A 16876-nucleotide genomic window follows, 5' to 3' on the forward strand; every position below is an offset into this window, starting at 1 on the left:
CAGGAGAGGGATCCGACCCCAGCGCCGCGGCGTCAGCGCGCGGCGATGAACGCGGCAATCGCCGCGCGCAGGCGCTTGAGGCCTTCGGCCACTTCTTCGTCGGTGATGTTCAGCGACGGCACGAAGCGCAGCACGTCCGGGCCGGCCTGCAGGGTCAGCAGGCCCTGCTCGGCGGCATGGTCGAGGATCGCACCGGCCTGGCCGGCGAAGTCCTTGCTCAGCACCGCGCCCAGCATCAGGCCACGGCCGCGCACGTCGCTGAACACACCGAACTCGTCGTTGATGCGGGCGAAGCCATCGCGCAGCGCCTTCGACTGGCGGCTGACGTTGGCGGCGATCTCCGACGAGGCCAACTTGCGCAGCGCCACGCGCGCGACTGCGGCCGCCAGCGGGTTGCCACCGAAGGTGGTGCCGTGCGCGCCGAACTGCATGGTCTCAGCCACCTTCGGGCCGGCCAGCATCGCTCCGATCGGGAAGCCGCCGCCGAGCGCCTTGGCCAGGGTGACCATGTCCGGTACCACATCGTCCTGCCAGTGCGCGAACAGCGTGCCGGTGCGGCCCATGCCGGCCTGGATTTCATCCAGCACCAGCAGTGCGTTGTGCTGGTCGCACAGTTCGCGCACGCGCTTGAGGAAACCGGACTTGGCCGGCATCACCCCGCCCTCGCCCTGGATCGGCTCCAGCATCACTGCGGCCACGTCACCGGCGGCCATCGCCGTTTCCAGCTGCACCTCATCGTTGAAATCGATGTAGCGGAAGCCACCGGGCAGCGGCTCGTAACCTTCCTGGTACTTCGGCTGGGCAGTAGCCGTCACTGCGCCCATGGTGCGGCCGTGGAAGCTGCCACGGAAGGTGATGATGACGCGCTTGTCAGCCGGGCGGCCCTGGCTGGAGGCCCACTTGCGGACCATCTTGATCGCCACTTCGTTGGCTTCGGCGCCGGAATTGCACAGGAACACGCGCTCGGCGAAGCGGCTGGCCTTCACCAGCTCCTCGGCCAGGTGCAACGGCGGCGCGCTGTAGAACACGTTGCTGGTGTGCCAGAGCTTGCCGGCCTGCTCGACCAGCGCGGCGACCAGGTCCGGGTCGTTGTGGCCCAGGCCACACACGGCGATGCCGGCGGCCAGGTCGATGAACTCACGGCCCTGGCTGTCCCACACGCGGGCGCCCTGGCCTCGTTCCAGTACCACCTGGCGGGGCTTGTAGACCGGCAGGTAATAGTGCGAAAGGGAGATCAGCGGATCGGTAGCGGCGGTCATGGCAGTCGGCAGGGTTCAGGAATCCCCATTCTCGCGCCGGAACCCCTGCGGCACAATGCGCCCATGCGACCGTTTTCCGCCCCCCAGCTGAACCCCGCCACCGAGACCGGCTGGCGCCGTCGGTGGTTCGACATCATCTACCGCCACGACTCGCGGCCCTCGCGCAATTTCGACCTGATCCTGGTGGTGGCGATCGTCGCCAGCATCCTGGTGGTGATGATCGACAGCGTGCAGCACCTGCATGCCGAATGGTCCACCGGCCTGTACATCCTGGAATGGGCCTTCACGATCATCTTCACCGCCGAGTACCTCCTGCGACTGGCGGTGGTCAAGCGCCCGCTGCGCTACGCGGTGAGCATCTGGGGCATCATCGACCTGCTGTCGATCCTGCCCGCCTACCTGTCGATGTTCATCCCCGGCGCGCAGAGCCTGCTGGTGGTGCGCGCGCTGCGCATCCTGCGCGTGTTCCGCATCCTCAAGCTGACCCGCTACATCGAGGAAAGCGGCGTATTGATGACGTCACTGTGGCGCAGCCGGCGCAAAGTGCTGGTGTTCCTGTTCACGGTGATCACCATCACCATCATCGCCGGTGCGCTGATGTACGTGATCGAGGGCCCCGAACACGGCTTCACCAACATCCCGGCCAGCATGTACTGGGCGGTGGTGACCATGGCCACGGTCGGTTTCGGCGACATCGTGCCGCAGACCGTGCTCGGCCGCTTCGTCACCTCGGTGCTGATCCTGATCGGCTACAGCATCATCGCCGTGCCCACCGGCATCTATACCGCCGAACTGGCCAGCACCATGCGTGAAGCCGAGCAGGCCGCGCGCCGCGATGCGCGCGGCTGCCCGGACTGTGGGCTGGAAGGCCATGAACCAAATGCACTGCACTGCCGCAAGTGCGGCGGCAAGCTGCCGGATGCGTTCAACCATTGAGGCACATGCCGGCCAGCGGCCGGCACTACCTCTCGGCGGTTACGCATGGATGCGTGTGCCGTTGCTCACCGCATGCGGTTGCTGGTGGTCACCAGATCATTGTATGCAGCGAGGATCGTTGACTGCGCTCCTTCCGGGTCGGTGGTGAGCCAACTGCCCGACGCCTTCCGCTCTGCCGCCAGTGCTTCGGCGGTGATCGGCTTGTGCTGCTCCAGGCGCTCGACGCCACGTCCCGCAGTACGCACCAGCTTGTCCGCCGAACGCTGCACGTGGCCCCACATCGGGTCGTCCTTGCCGACGCCGCCGTTCTGGATTTCCGTCACCAGTGCCTGATAGTCAGCCAGCTGCACGCGCAGCGCCGCAACATCCGGTGCGTCGTCCTGGAACGCCGTGGCCAGTAGCTTGCCGTCGCCCAGCAGGCGAAGGTGATAGTAGGCCAGCGAGCGCCCTTCGCTCTCCTCGATCTGCTTCAGCTGCGCGGCACGGCGATCGTTCTCGTTCTTTTCCAGCGCCACATCCATCGCTTCGCTGGCCTTGAAGAAATCAGCATAGGCCTGCATCAGCGGGGCATGCTGGCTGCGCATCCCTTCACCGCCATCACGACGATAATCCTCGCGGGTGAAGTATCCATCGGCGCGCTCGACCAGGGTGTTCAATGCCTGGAAGGCCTGCTGATAGTCACGCGCGGGGCCATCCATCGGCAAGGCCGGGGTCTTCGCCAGCGCGTCGGCCAGTGGCTGGCCGCAGTACTCGACGCGGTGCGACAGCACCTTGCCGGGCGAACGCGGTTGCGCTTCATTGCCGGTCGGGCCGGCTTCAGGGTCCTTCATCCAGCTGGTGTAGGTCTGGAAACCCTCGTGAATGGGTTGTTCAACGCCGTTGTAGCACTCGATGTAGGCGTTCACCTTCTCCAGGCTGGGGTCGGCCAGCGACAACCCTGCCGGTTTGTTGCAGCCGCTCAGGCCAGCCACAGCGCCGATCAGCAGCAGCGGCGCGATACGCAGACAGGAAGTCGTCATGGTCTCTCGCATGGGTGCTGGCGCGCCGGTCACTGGCGGTTGCTCTGGAAAACGAGCGTGTTGTATTCCTGCATGAGCTTGCTGGCAGAGCCACGCGGCGCCATCGACGGCGAATCAAGCATGCGTCGTTCGAAATCGGTGTAAGGCTTTTTCTCGCTGACGCGCTGCAGCCGCTCCTTGCCTTCGCGCCGGAAATTCTCGGCCCCACGCTCGAAGCCTTCCCAGTCCGACTTGCCCGGTTCCTGGTCGGCAACCTTGGCGTGCGCTTCATCGGAAATGCGGTTGAAGGCATCCAGGCGTTCGCGGGCCTTGGCCTGATCGAAATCATCCTCGCTCATCAGATCCATGATGGCCTTGGCTTCCAGCATCATCGCCAGACGGTAGTACTCGCGCGTGCGCCCTTCGGCCTGTTCCAGCGCCTTGAGCTGCTCGCGCTGGGCGGCGTCGTTCTGGCGCTCCAGCTCGGCATTGAACGTTTCGCTGGCAGCCACGAAATCCTTGAAGGCGGCCATCAAGGGCGCGTGCAGCTGCTTGCCCTTGGCGAACTGGTCGTCTTCGTAGTCCTGGCGATCGTAGTAGTCATGCGCGTCCTTGCTGACCGGCACCAGTGCCTTCAGCGCCTGCTGGTAGTGACCTGCAGCCGCATCGAGTTCGGCCAGCGCCGGCTTGGCAGCAATCGCCTCGGTCACCGGAGCGTCGCACTGCTTCATGTCGTAGTCGCTGATCTCGAACGGGCCGTACACGTGCGTCTCGCGTCCGGTCGGGCCAGCGTCGACATCCTTGATCCAGCGCGTGTAGGACTGGATGCTGCCGTGGGTTTTCGAATCCAGCGCGTTGAAGCAGCCGATGTAGGCGTTGAGCTTGGCGGTCAACTGCTGCTGTGTATCGGACGGGGCCGTGCTGGCGTCCGGCGTGCCGGAGGCAGCGGCGCCGCCCGCAGCTGCGGGTGCCTTGCCACCGCAGGCGGTCAGGATCAACGACAGCGAAGCGGCCAACGCCGCGACGGAAAGAGTGCGTGACATGTGCTCACATCCTTGTTGAAATCGATTACAGCCACGCATTCTAGCGCAGCAGGCCGAGGGTCGCAGCCCTCGGCCTCTTCCAGCGACGCGCGGTCAATCCAGGAACAGATCCGGCAACAACGGCCGCGACGGATCCACCGCGTATCCGGAAAGATCGGTGATACCGGCCTGTGCCAGCACTTCATCGTCGATCAGGAACTGGCCGTGGAAGCCGGCCGCTTCACGCACCAGCACCGCATGTGCGGCATCGGCCATGATCTGCGGCGTGCGGCAGCCAGCCGCATCCACGCCCGGAATCATGTTGATCGCATCGGTGGCGATCACCGTGCGGGGCCACAGCGCATTCACCGCCACGCCCTGCGGACCGAATTCGGCGGCCAGGCCCAGGGTGACGAAGCTCATGCCCATCTTCGCCAGCGTGTAGCCGGTGTGCGGTGCCCACCACTTCGGCTCCAGGCTCGGCGGCGGCGCCAGGGTGAGGATGTGCGGGTTCGGCGCCTGCAGCAGGTACGGCAGGCAGGCCTGCGCACACAGGAAGCTGCCACGCGAATTGACCTGCTGCATCAGGTCGAAGCGCTTCATCGGCGTATCCAGCGTGCCGCGCAACCAGATCGCGCTGGCGTTGTTGATCAGGATGTCGATGCCACCGAAGGTATCGACCGTGGCCGCCACCGCCGCCTGCACCTGCTCTTCCTCGCGGATGTCGCACTTCAGGGCCAGGCCCTGGCCGCCAGCCGCCGTTACCGCTTCGGCCGCGGTATGGATGGTGCCCGGCAGCTTCGGGTTCGGCACCGACGACTTGGCCGCAATGGCCACATTGGCGCCGTCGCGCGCAGCGCGCAGTGCGATGGCCAGGCCGATGCCGCGCGAGGCACCGGTGATGAAAAGCGTTTTGCCCTGCAGACTGCCCACGTTCCACACTCCAGCGTATGCAATGAGCCGCTAGTATGCCGCGCCGACGCGGAGTTCACCCGCCCTTGACGATACTTGGGCCTCCAGACAACGCACGAGGTCCACGCCATGCGCCGTTCCCGCCTGTTGCTGCCTGCCCTGGGGCTTGTCCTGCTGACCGCCTGCCAGGGCCGTTCGCCGGAACCCGGAAAGGAGCCGCCCGCCGGTGACGCGCCCAGCGCGGAGAAGGCCGCCGCCGACGGCAGGATGCGCTGGAGCGAGGCGGTGGTCTGGGATGGCGATCTCAACGCCTGCCGCCAGGGTGAGAACGCCGCGACCCGCGATTGCCTGCGCGATGCGATGCGCGCGGGTGGCGCCAGCGCCGATGCCATCACCGCCGCCGAGCAGTTGTCCAGCGGCGGCGAGCTGGCCTATGTGACCGCCTGGCACGAGAACGAAGGACTGGGCATTGCCACGGTCGAGTACCCGTTCCGCGCCAACACCAATGAAGGCACCCGCCTGGTCGATGCCAGCGGCAAGCGCATCGATGTGGATGCCGTGCAGTTGGACGACACCCTGCGTGCCGACCCCGCTGTGCAGGAACTGCTGAAGGCCAACCCGCAGGCCACGCCGTTCGCGCCGGCACAGTCGGCCGGCGCTTCGCCATTGGACAACGGCGGCATCCGCCTGCTGTACCGCACGCCGCTGCGCGACTGCCACGCCTGCCCGGATGTGGGGCAGTTGCAGATCGCCTATGACTTCGATGCCAAGCGTAACTTCATCGGCCAGCAGGTGGTGCCGGCAACGCCGTAAGGCGTTGAGCGTCGCGATGCTGTGGTCGCCGGGCCATGCCCGGCGACATCGACCGAGCGGACCGTGGATATTGGCTTTCCCCTGACCAAAAGCCGAACGACGACCAGAGCGGCAGTACCTCATATTTCGCGACGGAGAGAATCAAAGGGTTCGTCGATAGAATGATTCAGTCGCCAACCGGCTTTCAATTACCGATCTAACATAGGTAGCCCGCGCCTTGCCGGACTGTGAGTACTCGGCAAAAATCGCCATTGCCTCGGACCTCATCTCGGCACCACCGGTGGCCGTAAATACGAAAAATGAGGGCTCAAGATAACCAACAGTCTCTCGCATGAATCGCCTGCACTCATCAAGCGGAAAATCTATGGCGTAATCCGCCCAATCGATGTAGCGCCTCCAGAAAGCAGAAACCCCCCATTTCCCGCGTTTCTCATCAACAAGGAGCTTCAACTCAGAGAGCATGTTGGCGCATGCATCTACAGTTTCGTCATCCAAATCCAGGAAAGCGACGCGACCGGGATCAACCGCCTGCCAACAAAAAACCATAAAGTCTGCAACAAAGTCCTCTTCACAACCTTCGAAGAAATTGCTCTTATACCAAGCAATAGTTTTAGCCACATCAGCCAATTCATCAGAATCAATCATCATCTCACCTTTCCGACGGTTCCCTCGATGTTGGCGTTGAAGCTTCCAGCCCCCACCAGATCCATCTCGACGCTGGAGCGACGCCGCATCTGCACAGGCAGTGCGTTGTTGCCGGGCAGGCTGACATCGGTCACGGCAAATTCGGTCTTGCCGTTGTAGAGGCTGACACTCTCACCAAAGAGATCGTCCTTCAGCGCGGTCAGATTCTGTGCGGACTCGATGAGCTTGCGATACTCCTGATACGGCTGGACCGCCGAGACCGTTCCCGCACCCACACACAGCACCAGTACCGCAACTGCGCGGTACTGCCAAGCAGAAAATCGACTCACAGCATTCCCCTCGCGTCCGCATGCGAACCCGCGCCAGGGCGGCGCGACGACGCTTCCATGCGACTCTCTCGCTCTCGATTCTAGGTGAGTACCACGAGCAGATGAAAGATGTTTTCAGCGCCAATTATCTGGCGTCTGTGCGCAATCATTGAATTGCGAACAGCATCCACGCATGGCGTGTTTCTACCGGTACAACTGCACCTGCTTCTCCAGCAGATGCGGCACGATCAGCCGATGCACGGGCGCAACCGGCAGCATGTACACGCGCCCGAACGCGTTGTGCGTATGCACCACCGTCGCCACTTCCAGCACATCGCCCTGCCACTGCAGCGCCAGCTGCACGCGCAGGTGGCGGTCGTCGTCTTCCAGCACGATGGCATCGTCGTCCAGCGACTGCAGGGTGAAGATGCCCAGCCGCTGGCCGGGTTGAGGATCCTCAACATCCTGCACCGCACGCAACGAGCCCAGGTGCTTCATGCCGAGCAGGCGCATGCCGCGATTGCGCAGTGCCATCAGCCCATCGAACCAGCCGGGAATGGTCGCCGCCATATCGCGATAGGCCTGCAGGGCCGAGCGCCCATCGCGACGGGTCGTCGCCTGGCAGGCGTGCACGAAGTCGGCACCGGGCAACTGCGCACGCAGCACGCTGCAGGCAGTTGGCGGCCTGCTCACGACGGACGCACTGCTCACGGCTTCGGCCCCTGCCCTTCGTTGTCTTCCCAATGCAGGATGCGGCGGGTGACGAAGCGATAGACCGGCTTGCCGGTAGCAAACCACAGTTCGCGCACCCACGAGGTGCGCTTGAGCAACCGCTTCTCCACCGGGGTGAGCGACTCGCGGCAATACATGCGCTTGTGCTTGAGCAGGTGGCGCAGGTCCTCGCGGGCCAGCAGCCGCATCCAGCGCGAGCGCGGGTTGCCGATCACCGCCAGCTGGAAGTCGATCAGCGCTGGACGACCGTCTTCGGTGACCAGCCAGTTGGCTTCCTTGGCCAGATCGTTGTGGGCCACGCCATTGCGGTGCAGCTGCTGCAGCAGCCGACGCGCCGAGCGGAACCAGGCCAGGTCACCGCGTGGTGGACGCTGGTACATGGCATCGCCGGCCATGAAGCTGCGGTCGAGGTGACGGCCATCCCACGCCAGCAGCTGCGGCACATCGGCCATGCCGTGGATGTGGCGCAGCGCGCGTGCTTCGCGGCGGGCCAGCCACCAGGCCGGCAGCCGCAGCCACAGCGGCGTGGCGCCCAGATCACGGCGCACGAAGGGGCCATCGGGCCCTTTCACAAGAAGAATCTGGCCGAAGCTGTCGGCCTTCAAAGCATGCGATGGAGCGTCTGGCGTATGCGGCATGGGCACATTCTAGGCGAAGGCGCCGGTTGCAAACGGTCACGAAGCGGCTGGGAACCAGTCACCTTCACGCCCCTATAATCGGGCAATGGACTCTTCATGGATCGACGCCACGCTCGCGTGGATTGCCGCTCACCCCGTGCTGGCGGGTGCTGTTATCTTCCTCATCGCCTTCTGCGATGCGGTGATCATTCTTGGCGCCATCGTGCCGGCGCTGCCGCTGCTGTTCGCGGTGGGCGTGTTCATCGGCCTGGGCCAGATCTCCGGGCCGTACGCGGTGGCGGCTGCAGCCCTGGGCGCATTTGCCGGCGACGGTATCAGTTACTGGATCGGCCGCCGCTGGGGTGACCGCCTGCGCGGCGTGTGGCCGTTCAGCCGCTACCCGCAGCTGCTCGACCGCGGCGAGAACCTGTTCCGCCGCAACGCCTTCAAAAGCATCCTGATCGCACGCTACGTCGGCGCGATCCGACCGTTCGTGCCGGCCATCGCCGGCATGATGAAGATGCCCGCCAGCCGTTACGTGCAGGCCAGCGGCATCGCCAGCATCTCCTGGGCGGTGCTGTTCCTGGCGCCGGGCTGGATTCTTGGCGAGGCGTATGACGCCGTGGCCGCCGTGGCCGGACGACTGGTGGTGGTGGTCGGCCTGCTGGCGGTGATCCTCGGCCTGGTCTGGGCCATCGTTCTGTACGGCTATCGCTGGTCGGCCGCGCGCATGGACAACTGGCTGGCGCGGCTGCTGGACTGGTCCAACCGTCACCCGACGCTGGGCCGCTACACCGTTGGCGTGCTTGATCCCAAGCGCCGCGAATCGGTGCCGCTGGCGATGCTGGCGTTGATGCTGCTGGTACTGGGCTGGGGCTGGTTCGCGTTGCTGACCGTGGTGGTCGCACACGGCGAGCCGCTGGCGATCGACCTGCTGGTGCACCAGGCCATGCTGGCGCTGCGCAACCCGCTGGCCGACTACCCGATGGCCGCACTGGCATCGCTGGGCGCCTGGCAGGTACTGCTGCCGGCCACCGCGGCGGCGATGGGCTACCTGATCTGGCGCCGGCGCTGGATGGCCGCCGCGCACTGGCTGGCCGCGCTTGCCTTCGGCCTGGCCCTGACCATGCTGCTCGGCGCCACCGTGGATGTGGTGCGCCCGGTCGATGCCAGCAGCGGCTTTGGCTTCCCGTCGGTATCGGTGACCATGGCCACCATCACCTTCGGTTTCTTCGCGGTGCTGATCGCCCGCGAGATGCCGGGTCGCACCCGCGTCTGGCCGTACCTGGTGTCGGGCATCGTGGTCAGCCTGATCGGCTTCTCTCGCCTGTACCTGGGCGCGCATTGGCTGAGCGATGTGATCGGCGGCATGCTGTTCGGCACGTTCTGGCTGCTGGTGCTGGGCATCGCCTACCGCCGCCGCTTCAACCGCTCGTTCTGGGTGAAGCCGGTGGCCTGGCTGTTCTACGGCGTCTTCGCCGTGGCGGCGATGTGGTACGCGCCGCGCCACATTCCGGTGAAGCTGGAGCGGTTCGAGCCGACCCTGCCGGCACCGCAGGCGATGGATGCGCAAGCCTGGTGGCAGCACGACTGGGCCACGCTGCCGGCGCGCCGCAACGAGTTCGACGACGACCAGCGCTGGCCGCTGGACGTGCAGGTGGCGGGCCCGCTGGCGCCGCTGCAGGCGCAGCTGGAAGCCCGCGGCTGGAAGCGGCAGGAGCAGGCCGGCTGGCAGCAGGCGCTGCTGATGCTGGACAAGAACACCGGCGCCGATGAGCTGCCGGTATTGCCGGCAACGCTGGACACCCGCGTGGAAGCCTTGCTGATGGTGCGCCAGGGCGCGAAGCCGGATGAGCGCTATGTGCTGCGCCTGTGGCCGGCACCCGCGCAGCTGCAGCCGGGCAACACGCCGCTGTGGCTGGGCAGTGCACAGACCCTGCGTTACGAGCGCCACTTCGAATGGATCGGCATGTGGCACCCGCTGCGGGGTGTCGACCCGGCGTTGAACGCGGTGAAGGACGCCGTGCAGGACCTGCCGCAGCGGGAGGATGTGCACAGCGAAACCGGGCTGCCGGTGTTGCGGTTGAAGACCATGCCGTGATCGAGCCGGTGCTTCTCTGGTAGTCGCCAACCTTGGTTGGCGTTTCCCGGTTCCGCTGCGCTCTGGTAGTGGCCAACCTTGGTTGGCGTTTTCCGGTTACGGCATCCAGCCCAGCAATTGCTGCAACCGCTGGTGCGGGTCATCCATCTGCAGCAGCTGCAGGCGCTGCTGCTCGCTCAGTGGCAGCAGTTCGGCCAGCCGCCAGCCGACCCAGCTGGCCTGGTCCAGCAATGCCGGGTTGGCCGGCGCATAGGCCTCGCCGGCCTGTTCGATGATGTGCCCCAGCACCGTGGCCAGCAGCGCATGCTGCGGCCGCAATTCGTCATCGGGGTCTTCATCGCACCAACGCACGTCGGCCACCACCAGGCCGTTGTCGCGTACGCGGGTGCGCTCGACATGGAAGCGGCGGGTGCCACGCAGGCGCAACTGCAGCACGCCGTCGGCGCCGACATCGAAGTCTTCGATGCGTACCTGCACGCCATAGGCGGCCGGCGTTGCTGGTGCGCCGACTTCCTCGCCATCGAGGATCAGACAGACACCAAACCCCTCACCACTGCGGCCGCTGTCGCGGACCAGGTCCAGATAGCGGCGCTCGAACACGCGCAGGCCCACCGCCGCACCCGGCACCAGCGTGGTGTGCAGCGGAAACAGCGGCAGCGAACCGTCGACGCTCATCGGGCCTGCAGCGCGGCCAGGAAACGGCGCGGTGCACCGTCGAAGCCACCGTTGGACATGAACACCACGTGGTCGCCGCTGCGCGCGCTGGACTGCAGCTGCGCCAGCAATGCGTCGGTATCGGGCACCGCGTGGGCTTCGCCACGTACCGCAGCGATCACCGCAGCGGCATCCCAGGCCAGTTCCGGACGATGCAGGAACACCACTTCATCGGCCAGCGCCAGCGACGGTGCCAGCGCCTGCGCATGTGCGCCCAGCCGCATCGAATTGCTGCGCGGCTCCATCGCGACCACGATGCGCGCATCACCCACCTTGGCACGCAGGCCTTCCAATGTGGTGGCGATCGCGGTCGGGTGATGGGCGAAGTCGTCGTAAATGGTGATGCCGTCATGCTGGCCGATCACTTCCATGCGGCGCTTGACGCTGCGGAAGCGCGCCAGCGCCGGAATCACCTCGGCCGGCGCCACGCCCACTGCATGCGCGGCGGCCAGCGCGGCCAGGCCGTTGAGCACGTTGTGACGGCCCAGAAGCGACCACTGCACGTCGCCCAGCGCCTGCCCACGATGGTGCACGCGGAACGCACTGCCATCGGCAGCCAGTAGTTCGGCATGCCATTCCAGCGACGGATCGAATCCGAAGCGCTCGACCGGGGTCCAGCAGCCCATCGCCAGCACTTCGGCCAGATGCTGATCCTCACCGTTGACGATCAGTCGGCCACGCGCCGGCACCGTGCGCACCAGATGGTGGAACTGGCGCTGGATCGCGGCCACGTCGGGGAAGATATCGGCGTGGTCGTATTCAAGGTTGTTGAGGATGGCCACCAGCGGCCGGTAGTGCACGAACTTGCTGCGCTTGTCGAAGAAGGCGGTGTCGTACTCGTCGGCCTCGACCACGAACTCGCGGCCCTGGCCCAGGCGGGCGGAGACGCCGAAATCCTCGGCGACGCCGCCGATCAGGAAACCGGGCGAACGACCGGCGCTTTCCAGCAGCCAGGTGAGGATGGTGGTGGTGGTGGTCTTGCCGTGGGTACCGGCCACGGCCAGGGTGTCGCGGCCCGGCAGCACCTGTTCGGACAGCCACTGGGCGCCGGAGATGTAGCGCTGGCCGGCGTCGAGCACGGCCTCCACGGCCGGGTTGCCGCGCGAGAGCGCGTTGCCGATCACCACCTCATTGGTGCCGGCCGGCACGCTGTCGGCGCGGTAACCCTGGTCCAGGGTGATGCCCAGCTGTTCGAGCTGGGTCGACATCGGCGGATAGATGGCCTGGTCGCTGCCGCTGACCGTATGGCCCAGTTCCCGCGCCAGGGCGGCCACGCCGCCCATGAAGGTGCCGGCGATTGCAAGGATATGTACGCTGCTCATGACCGAGGATTGTGACCGATGACGGCTGTATAGGGCCAATGTCCGATCCGGGGTAAGACAAGTCCTACACAGGATGTGAGAAAACTCCAATCATCTGTCAGGGAAATCCCGATAGCGATGTTCTGTGAACCCGGACACAATTCGAACTGCCAGCCGCAGTACCCGAACCGGTCCTACTCCCCAAGAGGCCATCCCCAAGGGAGCTCATGCTGCGGGGCCCTGAGCAAGCCCTCTGCTGGCGCCTATCAAACGACACAGGCCTGGTCCTCGCGGACCAGGCCTGTGCTTTTTGCGCCCGAAAGACCGGCAGTGCACCGGCCCTGCAGGATCAACCCTTGATCGCCGCCAGGATGCGGGCTTCGATCTCGTCCAGCTCACCGACGCCGTCGACGCGGGCCAGGGTGCCACGGCCGGCGTAGAAGTCGACCACCGGGGCGGTCTGGTCGTTGTAGACCTGCAGGCGCTGGCGCACCGCTTCCGGCGTGTCATCGGCGCGGCCCTGTTCCTTGGCACGACCGGCGATGCGCTCGACCAGCAGCTCGGTGGCCACGTCCAGCTGCACCACGGCATCCAGCGGCTGGCCGATCTTGGCCAGCAGGCCGTCCATCGCATTGGCCTGGGCCACATTGCGCGGGTAGCCATCGAGGATGAAGCCCTTGGCGACATCGGCCTGGGTCAGGCGCGACTCCAGCATGCCCAGCAGGATGTCGTCCGACACCAGGTTGCCGGCATCCATCACCGTCTTGGCCTGCTTGCCCAGCTCCGTGCCCGCGGCGATTTCCGCGCGCAGCATGTCACCGGTCGAAATGTGGGCGATCCCCAGCTTTTCCTTCAGGCGCGTCGCCTGTGTCCCCTTGCCCGAACCGGGCGGTCCCAACAGAACCAATCGCATTGACCTGACTCCAACGTGTTGAAAACAAAGAAGGTTCGCGTCCCGGACGGACCGGTATCGCTGCACCGCAATAGCGCCACTTTACCGCATCCGGGTAATGTCCCTGCAATGTCCCCTCCCCCAAGCAGGTAGAAGCATGCGCAACGGTACTCTCCTCTACGCCCAGTCCGGCGGTGTCACCGCGGTCATCAACGCCACGGCAGCGGCGGTGATCGAGCAGGCCCGGGCCAAGGGCATCAAGGTCCTGGCTGCCCGCAACGGCATCCTCGGCGCGCTGCGCGAGGAGCTGATCGACACCAGCAAGGAGAGTGCTGCGGCCATCCGCGCCCTCGCCCACACCCCGGGCGGCGCCTTCGGTTCGTGCCGGGTCAAGCTGAAATCGCTGGATGCCGACCGCGCCCGCTACGACCGCCTGCTGCAGGTGCTGCAGGCCCACGATGTGCGCTGGTTCCTCTACAACGGCGGCAACGACTCGGCCGACACCGCGCTGAAGGTCTCGCAGCTGGCCAAGGCCTCCGGCTATGACCTGACCTGCATCGGTGTACCCAAGACCATCGACAACGACCTGGCGGTGACCGACACCTGCCCCGGCTTCGGCTCGGCGGCCAAGTACACCGCCGTGTCGGTGCGCGAAGCGGCGCTGGACGTGGCGGCAATGGCCGAGACCTCCACCCGCGTCTTCATCTACGAGGCCATGGGCCGCCACGCCGGCTGGCTGGCTGCGGCCGCCGGTCTGGCCGGCAACGGCGATGACGAAGCGCCGCACATCATCCTGCTGCCCGAACGCGCCTATGACGAAGCGGCGTTCCTGGCCAAGGTCAAGGCGGTGGTCGAGCGCGTCGGCTACTGCGTGGTGGTGGCGTCGGAAGGCATCGCCACCGCCGATGGCCGCTTCGTCGCCGACGCCGGTGGCGGCAAGGACTCGTTCGGTCACTCGCAGCTGGGCGGCGTGGCGGCGCACCTGGCCGGCCGGGTCAAGGACCAGCTGGGCCTGAAGGTGCACTGGGCGCTGCCCGACTACCTGCAGCGCTCGGCCCGCCACCTGGCCAGCAAGACCGACTGGGAGCAGGCGCAGGCGGTCGGCAAGGCCGCCGTGCAGCTGGCACTGAAGGGCCAGAACGGCGTGATGCCGGTGATCGTGCGCAGCACCGATGCGCCCTATCGCTGGAAGATCGAAGCGGCGCCGCTGTCGAAGATCGCCAATCATGAAAAGAAGATGCCCGCCGGCTTCATCCGCCGCGACGGCTTCGGCATCACCGCCAAGGCACGCGCCTACCTGTCGCCGCTGATCAAGGGCGAAGCCCCGCTGCCGTACGGCACCGACGGCCTGCCGAAGTACGTGACGCTGAAGAACGTGGCCGTGAAGCAGAAGCTGCCGGCCTTCGAGGGCTGAGCCGAAAAAGGGGACGGAGGGGATTAAGTCGTATACGCCCCTCTGTGCTGAGCCCTGTGCGGAGCGCAGGGCACATTGCGGCGGCCGCCGAAGCACCCCACAATCGGGCTCCGGCCCGGGGCAAAGGGGCCGCCGCAAGCCAGATTCGACGCTGCCCGGCCTTCAAGGCCCGGGCCTGTGCTGCCATTTCACAAGGACTGTAACCATGAAGCACCCGATCCTGATCGCCGCGCTGCTGTGCGGTGCTGCCGCGCCGGCCTTCGCTGCAACCTGCGAAAGCAACTTCCAGAAGAAGGGCAATCCCTTCGTCGGCACGACCTTCACCTCATCGGTCACCCATCCGGACCTGACCGTGGCCAGTGCCATCGGCCAGATGCGGGTGATCGCCAAGAACGCCAACATGGACGTCCTCAGCGAGGACGTGGAAGGCGGCTCGATGCTGATCGAAGAGCCGGAATCCATGGCCCACAAGCCGATTCCGATGATCATCAGTGCCACCTCCGAAGGCGGCCAGGGCACCGTCGGCATGGTGGTGAAGGTCAACAAGGGCGCCATTGCCTCGGCCGACGGCGTGCGCGAAGAAATGTGCAAGCTGCTCAACCAGATCAAGCCGGGCAAGGCTGGCGAACAGGCAGCCAAGGCCACTCCGCAGGCGTCGGTGGTAACGATTGCCGCCGACCGCTTCGGCTTCCAGCTGCGCAACCAGAACAAGGACAACCCGGCCGCGGTCGAGCCGCGCTACAAGGGCAAGACCTACGCCATCACCGGTCGCATCACCTCCGTGCTGCGCAGTGGCGGTACCTACAACACCAGCTTTGACCTGCCCAGCGATGGCAGCATCGACTTTGAGCGCGTGGCCATTTCCTGCTCGTTTGCAGCCAACCAGGCCGCGTATGCGCTGGCCCTGCGCCCGCGCGAGAAGGTGACGCTGACCGGCGTGGTCGACAGCTACGACCAGATTGGTCGTGTGTTGTGGTTGAAGGACTGCCGCGGCAACTGATCGCTGCCAGCATGGGAAAAGGCCCGGGTGCGCAGGCGCCCGGGCCTTTTCGTTTCCACAGCGGTTCACACCTGGCGCACGTGCATCGCAGGATGATGGATGCCCCGCCCGGAGGTCATCATGGCACTGCGTGTTGTTCGACTGGGTACGCCGCGCCACCCCGGCGAAGGGCTGCGCATCGGTACCGTGCGGCGGCCGCCACGCGGCGTGCCGCGCAGTGAGTTCGCGGAACAGGACTGGTACGACGTCTGGTTCCCGACCCTGTCACCCAGCGCGGAACTGGTAAAGCGGGCGCACGAAGCGAAAACCGCGGCCGACTGGAATGCGTTCTTCCGCCACTACAAGGCCGAGATGAAGGCGCCGGACGCGGCCCACGCGCTGGACCTGCTGGCTGCGATGTCACAGCACAGCGACATCAGCGTGGGATGCTACTGCGAGGATGAAGCGCATTGCCATCGCAGGGCCCTGCGAGAGCTGCTGGTGGCGCGCGGGGCGACGCTGGCGGAGTGATGATTGCAGGTTTGCCGGCCAGCGGCCGGCACTACCAGGTTGCCCGCCGGGCATGGCCCGGCACTACCGATGCGCAGCGAAGTAGATCCACGCCATGCGTGGATGCGCAGCGCCAAGCACGTCAGTAGATCCACGCCATGAGTTGATGCGCGCTGCTGGACGGCCTCAATTGCAGGCCTTGCCTTCCATCTGCAGCTGCGCGGCGAACATCGTCACCTGCGGAATCTGGCCGGCAGCGGCCTGCTTCTTGGCCTCTTCCAGATAGATGCGCGACTGGCCCTGCCCGTCCAGCTCGACCTTGTTGCTCGACGGCAGGCGCCACACCCGCACTACCGCCTGCTGCGCCGGGCACGCGGCATTGGGTACGCGGATCACATCATTGAGCTTCCAGCCCTTGTCGGCGCTTGGCTGCGCCTTGGCATAGTCGACGAAACGCGCGCGCGGCTGGCACTGCTCGCTGGTCCGCACCGGCGCGAAGCGATACGGCTCGGCCGCCTGACCGGTGAAGGCACCTTCCAGGCGCGCGCAGGCCTCGGGAATCTGCCGCAGGGTGTGCACCGCGCCCACGGCCTGGGGGGCACCCACGGCGCGCTGCAGCTCCGGGGTTTCCGCGGCGAGTGCCGGTACGGCCGGGACCAGGGCGGCAAGCATCAACAGGGACAGGCGCATGGGGAATCTCCTACGGGACTGGGCGCAGGCTTG

General features: G+C 66.0%; 18 protein-coding genes. 6 read left to right on the top strand and 12 right to left on the bottom strand.

Annotated features, from left to right (window positions below; genetic code table 11):
- Positions 1–32: 32 nt before the first annotated feature.
- Positions 33–1259: an acetylornithine transaminase gene (locus ACZK45_RS17755; protein WP_293795512.1), complete on the bottom strand. Its 1227-nt coding sequence runs from the start codon at positions 1257–1259 to the stop codon at positions 33–35.
- Positions 1260–1322: 63 nt separating this feature from the next.
- Here ACZK45_RS17755 and ACZK45_RS17760 point away from each other — a divergent pair, with 63 nt between their 5' ends.
- Positions 1323–2195, top strand: coding sequence for an ion transporter (locus ACZK45_RS17760; protein ID WP_125894967.1), 873 nt, complete (start codon positions 1323–1325; stop codon positions 2193–2195).
- A 65-nt stretch (positions 2196–2260) separates the two neighbouring features.
- Here the strand turns inward: ACZK45_RS17760 and ACZK45_RS17765 are convergent, their stop codons facing one another.
- The 3 genes from ACZK45_RS17765 to ACZK45_RS17775 form a co-directional block, all read right to left on the bottom strand.
- Entirely contained in the window at positions 2261–3226 is a 966-nt protein-coding gene (locus ACZK45_RS17765; RefSeq protein WP_478445018.1) for a YiiG family protein, read from the bottom strand.
- A 17-nt stretch (positions 3227–3243) separates the two neighbouring features.
- The gene (locus tag ACZK45_RS17770; protein ID WP_125894969.1) at positions 3244–4236 is read right to left on the bottom strand and encodes a YiiG family protein; all 993 of its coding nucleotides are present in this window, start codon (positions 4234–4236) and stop codon (positions 3244–3246) included.
- 93 nt (positions 4237–4329) lie between these two features.
- Positions 4330–5148: an SDR family oxidoreductase gene (locus tag ACZK45_RS17775; protein WP_071228178.1), complete on the bottom strand. Its 819-nt coding sequence runs from the start codon at positions 5146–5148 to the stop codon at positions 4330–4332.
- Between the two features lie 108 nt (positions 5149–5256).
- Here ACZK45_RS17775 and ACZK45_RS17780 point away from each other — a divergent pair, with 108 nt between their 5' ends.
- Entirely contained in the window at positions 5257–5940 is a 684-nt protein-coding gene (locus ACZK45_RS17780; RefSeq protein WP_125894971.1) for a hypothetical protein, read from the top strand.
- Between the two features lie 141 nt (positions 5941–6081).
- On the opposite strand, the gene ACZK45_RS17785 is transcribed toward ACZK45_RS17780, so the two are convergent.
- The 4 genes from ACZK45_RS17785 to ACZK45_RS17800 form a co-directional block, all read right to left on the bottom strand.
- A complete protein-coding gene (locus tag ACZK45_RS17785) occupies positions 6082–6585 on the bottom strand; it encodes a hypothetical protein (protein ID WP_478445019.1) in 504 nt (167 codons plus the stop codon).
- The gene (locus ACZK45_RS17790) at positions 6585–6914 is read right to left on the bottom strand and encodes a hypothetical protein (RefSeq protein ID WP_180838353.1); all 330 of its coding nucleotides are present in this window, start codon (positions 6912–6914) and stop codon (positions 6585–6587) included. The genes ACZK45_RS17785 and ACZK45_RS17790 overlap by 1 nt, the downstream gene beginning before the upstream one ends.
- Positions 6915–7097: 183 nt before the next feature.
- Complete coding sequence (locus ACZK45_RS17795) at positions 7098–7586, bottom strand: DUF2867 domain-containing protein (RefSeq protein WP_430541985.1); 489 nt, start codon at positions 7584–7586, stop codon at positions 7098–7100.
- 14 nt (positions 7587–7600) lie between these two features.
- The gene (locus ACZK45_RS17800) at positions 7601–8263 is read right to left on the bottom strand and encodes a serine/threonine-protein kinase (RefSeq protein WP_253145201.1); all 663 of its coding nucleotides are present in this window, start codon (positions 8261–8263) and stop codon (positions 7601–7603) included.
- Between the two features lie 85 nt (positions 8264–8348).
- On the opposite strand from ACZK45_RS17800, the gene ACZK45_RS17805 reads away from it, so the two are divergent.
- Positions 8349–10343: a bifunctional DedA family/phosphatase PAP2 family protein gene (locus ACZK45_RS17805; RefSeq protein WP_049421707.1), complete on the top strand. Its 1995-nt coding sequence runs from the start codon at positions 8349–8351 to the stop codon at positions 10341–10343.
- Positions 10344–10439: 96 nt separating this feature from the next.
- On the opposite strand, the gene ACZK45_RS17810 is transcribed toward ACZK45_RS17805, so the two are convergent.
- The 3 genes from ACZK45_RS17810 to ACZK45_RS17820 form a co-directional block, all read right to left on the bottom strand.
- Positions 10440–11018, bottom strand: a complete 579-nt coding sequence (locus tag ACZK45_RS17810) for an LON peptidase substrate-binding domain-containing protein (RefSeq protein ID WP_032128383.1) — start codon at positions 11016–11018, stop codon at positions 10440–10442.
- Entirely contained in the window at positions 11015–12379 is a 1365-nt protein-coding gene (mpl, locus tag ACZK45_RS17815; RefSeq protein WP_317217890.1) for a UDP-N-acetylmuramate:L-alanyl-gamma-D-glutamyl-meso-diaminopimelate ligase, read from the bottom strand. The genes ACZK45_RS17810 and mpl overlap by 4 nt, the downstream gene beginning before the upstream one ends.
- Positions 12380–12707: 328 nt before the next feature.
- Entirely contained in the window at positions 12708–13271 is a 564-nt protein-coding gene (locus tag ACZK45_RS17820; protein WP_032128385.1) for an adenylate kinase, read from the bottom strand.
- A gap of 136 nt (positions 13272–13407) precedes the next feature.
- On the opposite strand from ACZK45_RS17820, the gene ACZK45_RS17825 reads away from it, so the two are divergent.
- From ACZK45_RS17825 to ACZK45_RS17835, 3 genes are all read left to right on the top strand, one after another.
- Positions 13408–14664, top strand: a complete 1257-nt coding sequence (locus ACZK45_RS17825) for a 6-phosphofructokinase (protein ID WP_032128386.1) — start codon at positions 13408–13410, stop codon at positions 14662–14664.
- A 205-nt stretch (positions 14665–14869) separates the two neighbouring features.
- Positions 14870–15664 carry a hypothetical protein gene (locus ACZK45_RS17830; protein WP_049400701.1) on the top strand — a complete coding sequence of 265 codons (795 nt, stop codon included), beginning with the start codon at positions 14870–14872 and terminating at the stop codon, positions 15662–15664.
- Positions 15665–15784: 120 nt separating this feature from the next.
- Positions 15785–16174, top strand: a complete 390-nt coding sequence (locus tag ACZK45_RS17835) for a DUF488 domain-containing protein (protein ID WP_032128407.1) — start codon at positions 15785–15787, stop codon at positions 16172–16174.
- Positions 16175–16339: 165 nt separating this feature from the next.
- Here ACZK45_RS17835 and ACZK45_RS17840 read toward each other — a convergent pair whose 3' ends face one another.
- Positions 16340–16843, bottom strand: coding sequence for a hypothetical protein (locus ACZK45_RS17840; RefSeq protein WP_032128388.1), 504 nt, complete (start codon positions 16841–16843; stop codon positions 16340–16342).
- Positions 16844–16876: the final 33 nt, after the last annotated feature.

The sequence above is a fragment of the Stenotrophomonas sp. 63632_Sma genome, assembly GCF_056482875.1.

Coding starts and splice junctions, on each gene's coding strand:
- ACZK45_RS17755 (WP_293795512.1), bottom strand. CDS start 1,259: ATGACCGCCGCTACCGATCCGCTGATCTCCCTTTCGCACTATTACCTG.
- ACZK45_RS17760 (WP_125894967.1), top strand. CDS start 1,323: ATGCGACCGTTTTCCGCCCCCCAGCTGAACCCCGCCACCGAGACCGGC.
- ACZK45_RS17765 (WP_478445018.1), bottom strand. CDS start 3,226: ATGCGAGAGACCATGACGACTTCCTGTCTGCGTATCGCGCCGCTGCTG.
- ACZK45_RS17770 (WP_125894969.1), bottom strand. CDS start 4,236: ATGTCACGCACTCTTTCCGTCGCGGCGTTGGCCGCTTCGCTGTCGTTG.
- ACZK45_RS17780 (WP_125894971.1), top strand. CDS start 5,257: ATGCGCCGTTCCCGCCTGTTGCTGCCTGCCCTGGGGCTTGTCCTGCTG.
- ACZK45_RS17785 (WP_478445019.1), bottom strand. CDS start 6,585: ATGATTGATTCTGATGAATTGGCTGATGTGGCTAAAACTATTGCTTGG.
- ACZK45_RS17800 (WP_253145201.1), bottom strand. CDS start 8,263: ATGCCGCATACGCCAGACGCTCCATCGCATGCTTTGAAGGCCGACAGC.
- ACZK45_RS17805 (WP_049421707.1), top strand. CDS start 8,349: ATGGACTCTTCATGGATCGACGCCACGCTCGCGTGGATTGCCGCTCAC.
- ACZK45_RS17810 (WP_032128383.1), bottom strand. CDS start 11,018: ATGAGCGTCGACGGTTCGCTGCCGCTGTTTCCGCTGCACACCACGCTG.
- mpl (WP_317217890.1), bottom strand. CDS start 12,379: ATGAGCAGCGTACATATCCTTGCAATCGCCGGCACCTTCATGGGCGGC.
- ACZK45_RS17820 (WP_032128385.1), bottom strand. CDS start 13,271: ATGCGATTGGTTCTGTTGGGACCGCCCGGTTCGGGCAAGGGGACACAG.
- ACZK45_RS17825 (WP_032128386.1), top strand. CDS start 13,408: ATGCGCAACGGTACTCTCCTCTACGCCCAGTCCGGCGGTGTCACCGCG.
- ACZK45_RS17830 (WP_049400701.1), top strand. CDS start 14,870: ATGAAGCACCCGATCCTGATCGCCGCGCTGCTGTGCGGTGCTGCCGCG.
- ACZK45_RS17835 (WP_032128407.1), top strand. CDS start 15,785: ATGGCACTGCGTGTTGTTCGACTGGGTACGCCGCGCCACCCCGGCGAA.
- ACZK45_RS17840 (WP_032128388.1), bottom strand. CDS start 16,843: ATGCGCCTGTCCCTGTTGATGCTTGCCGCCCTGGTCCCGGCCGTACCG.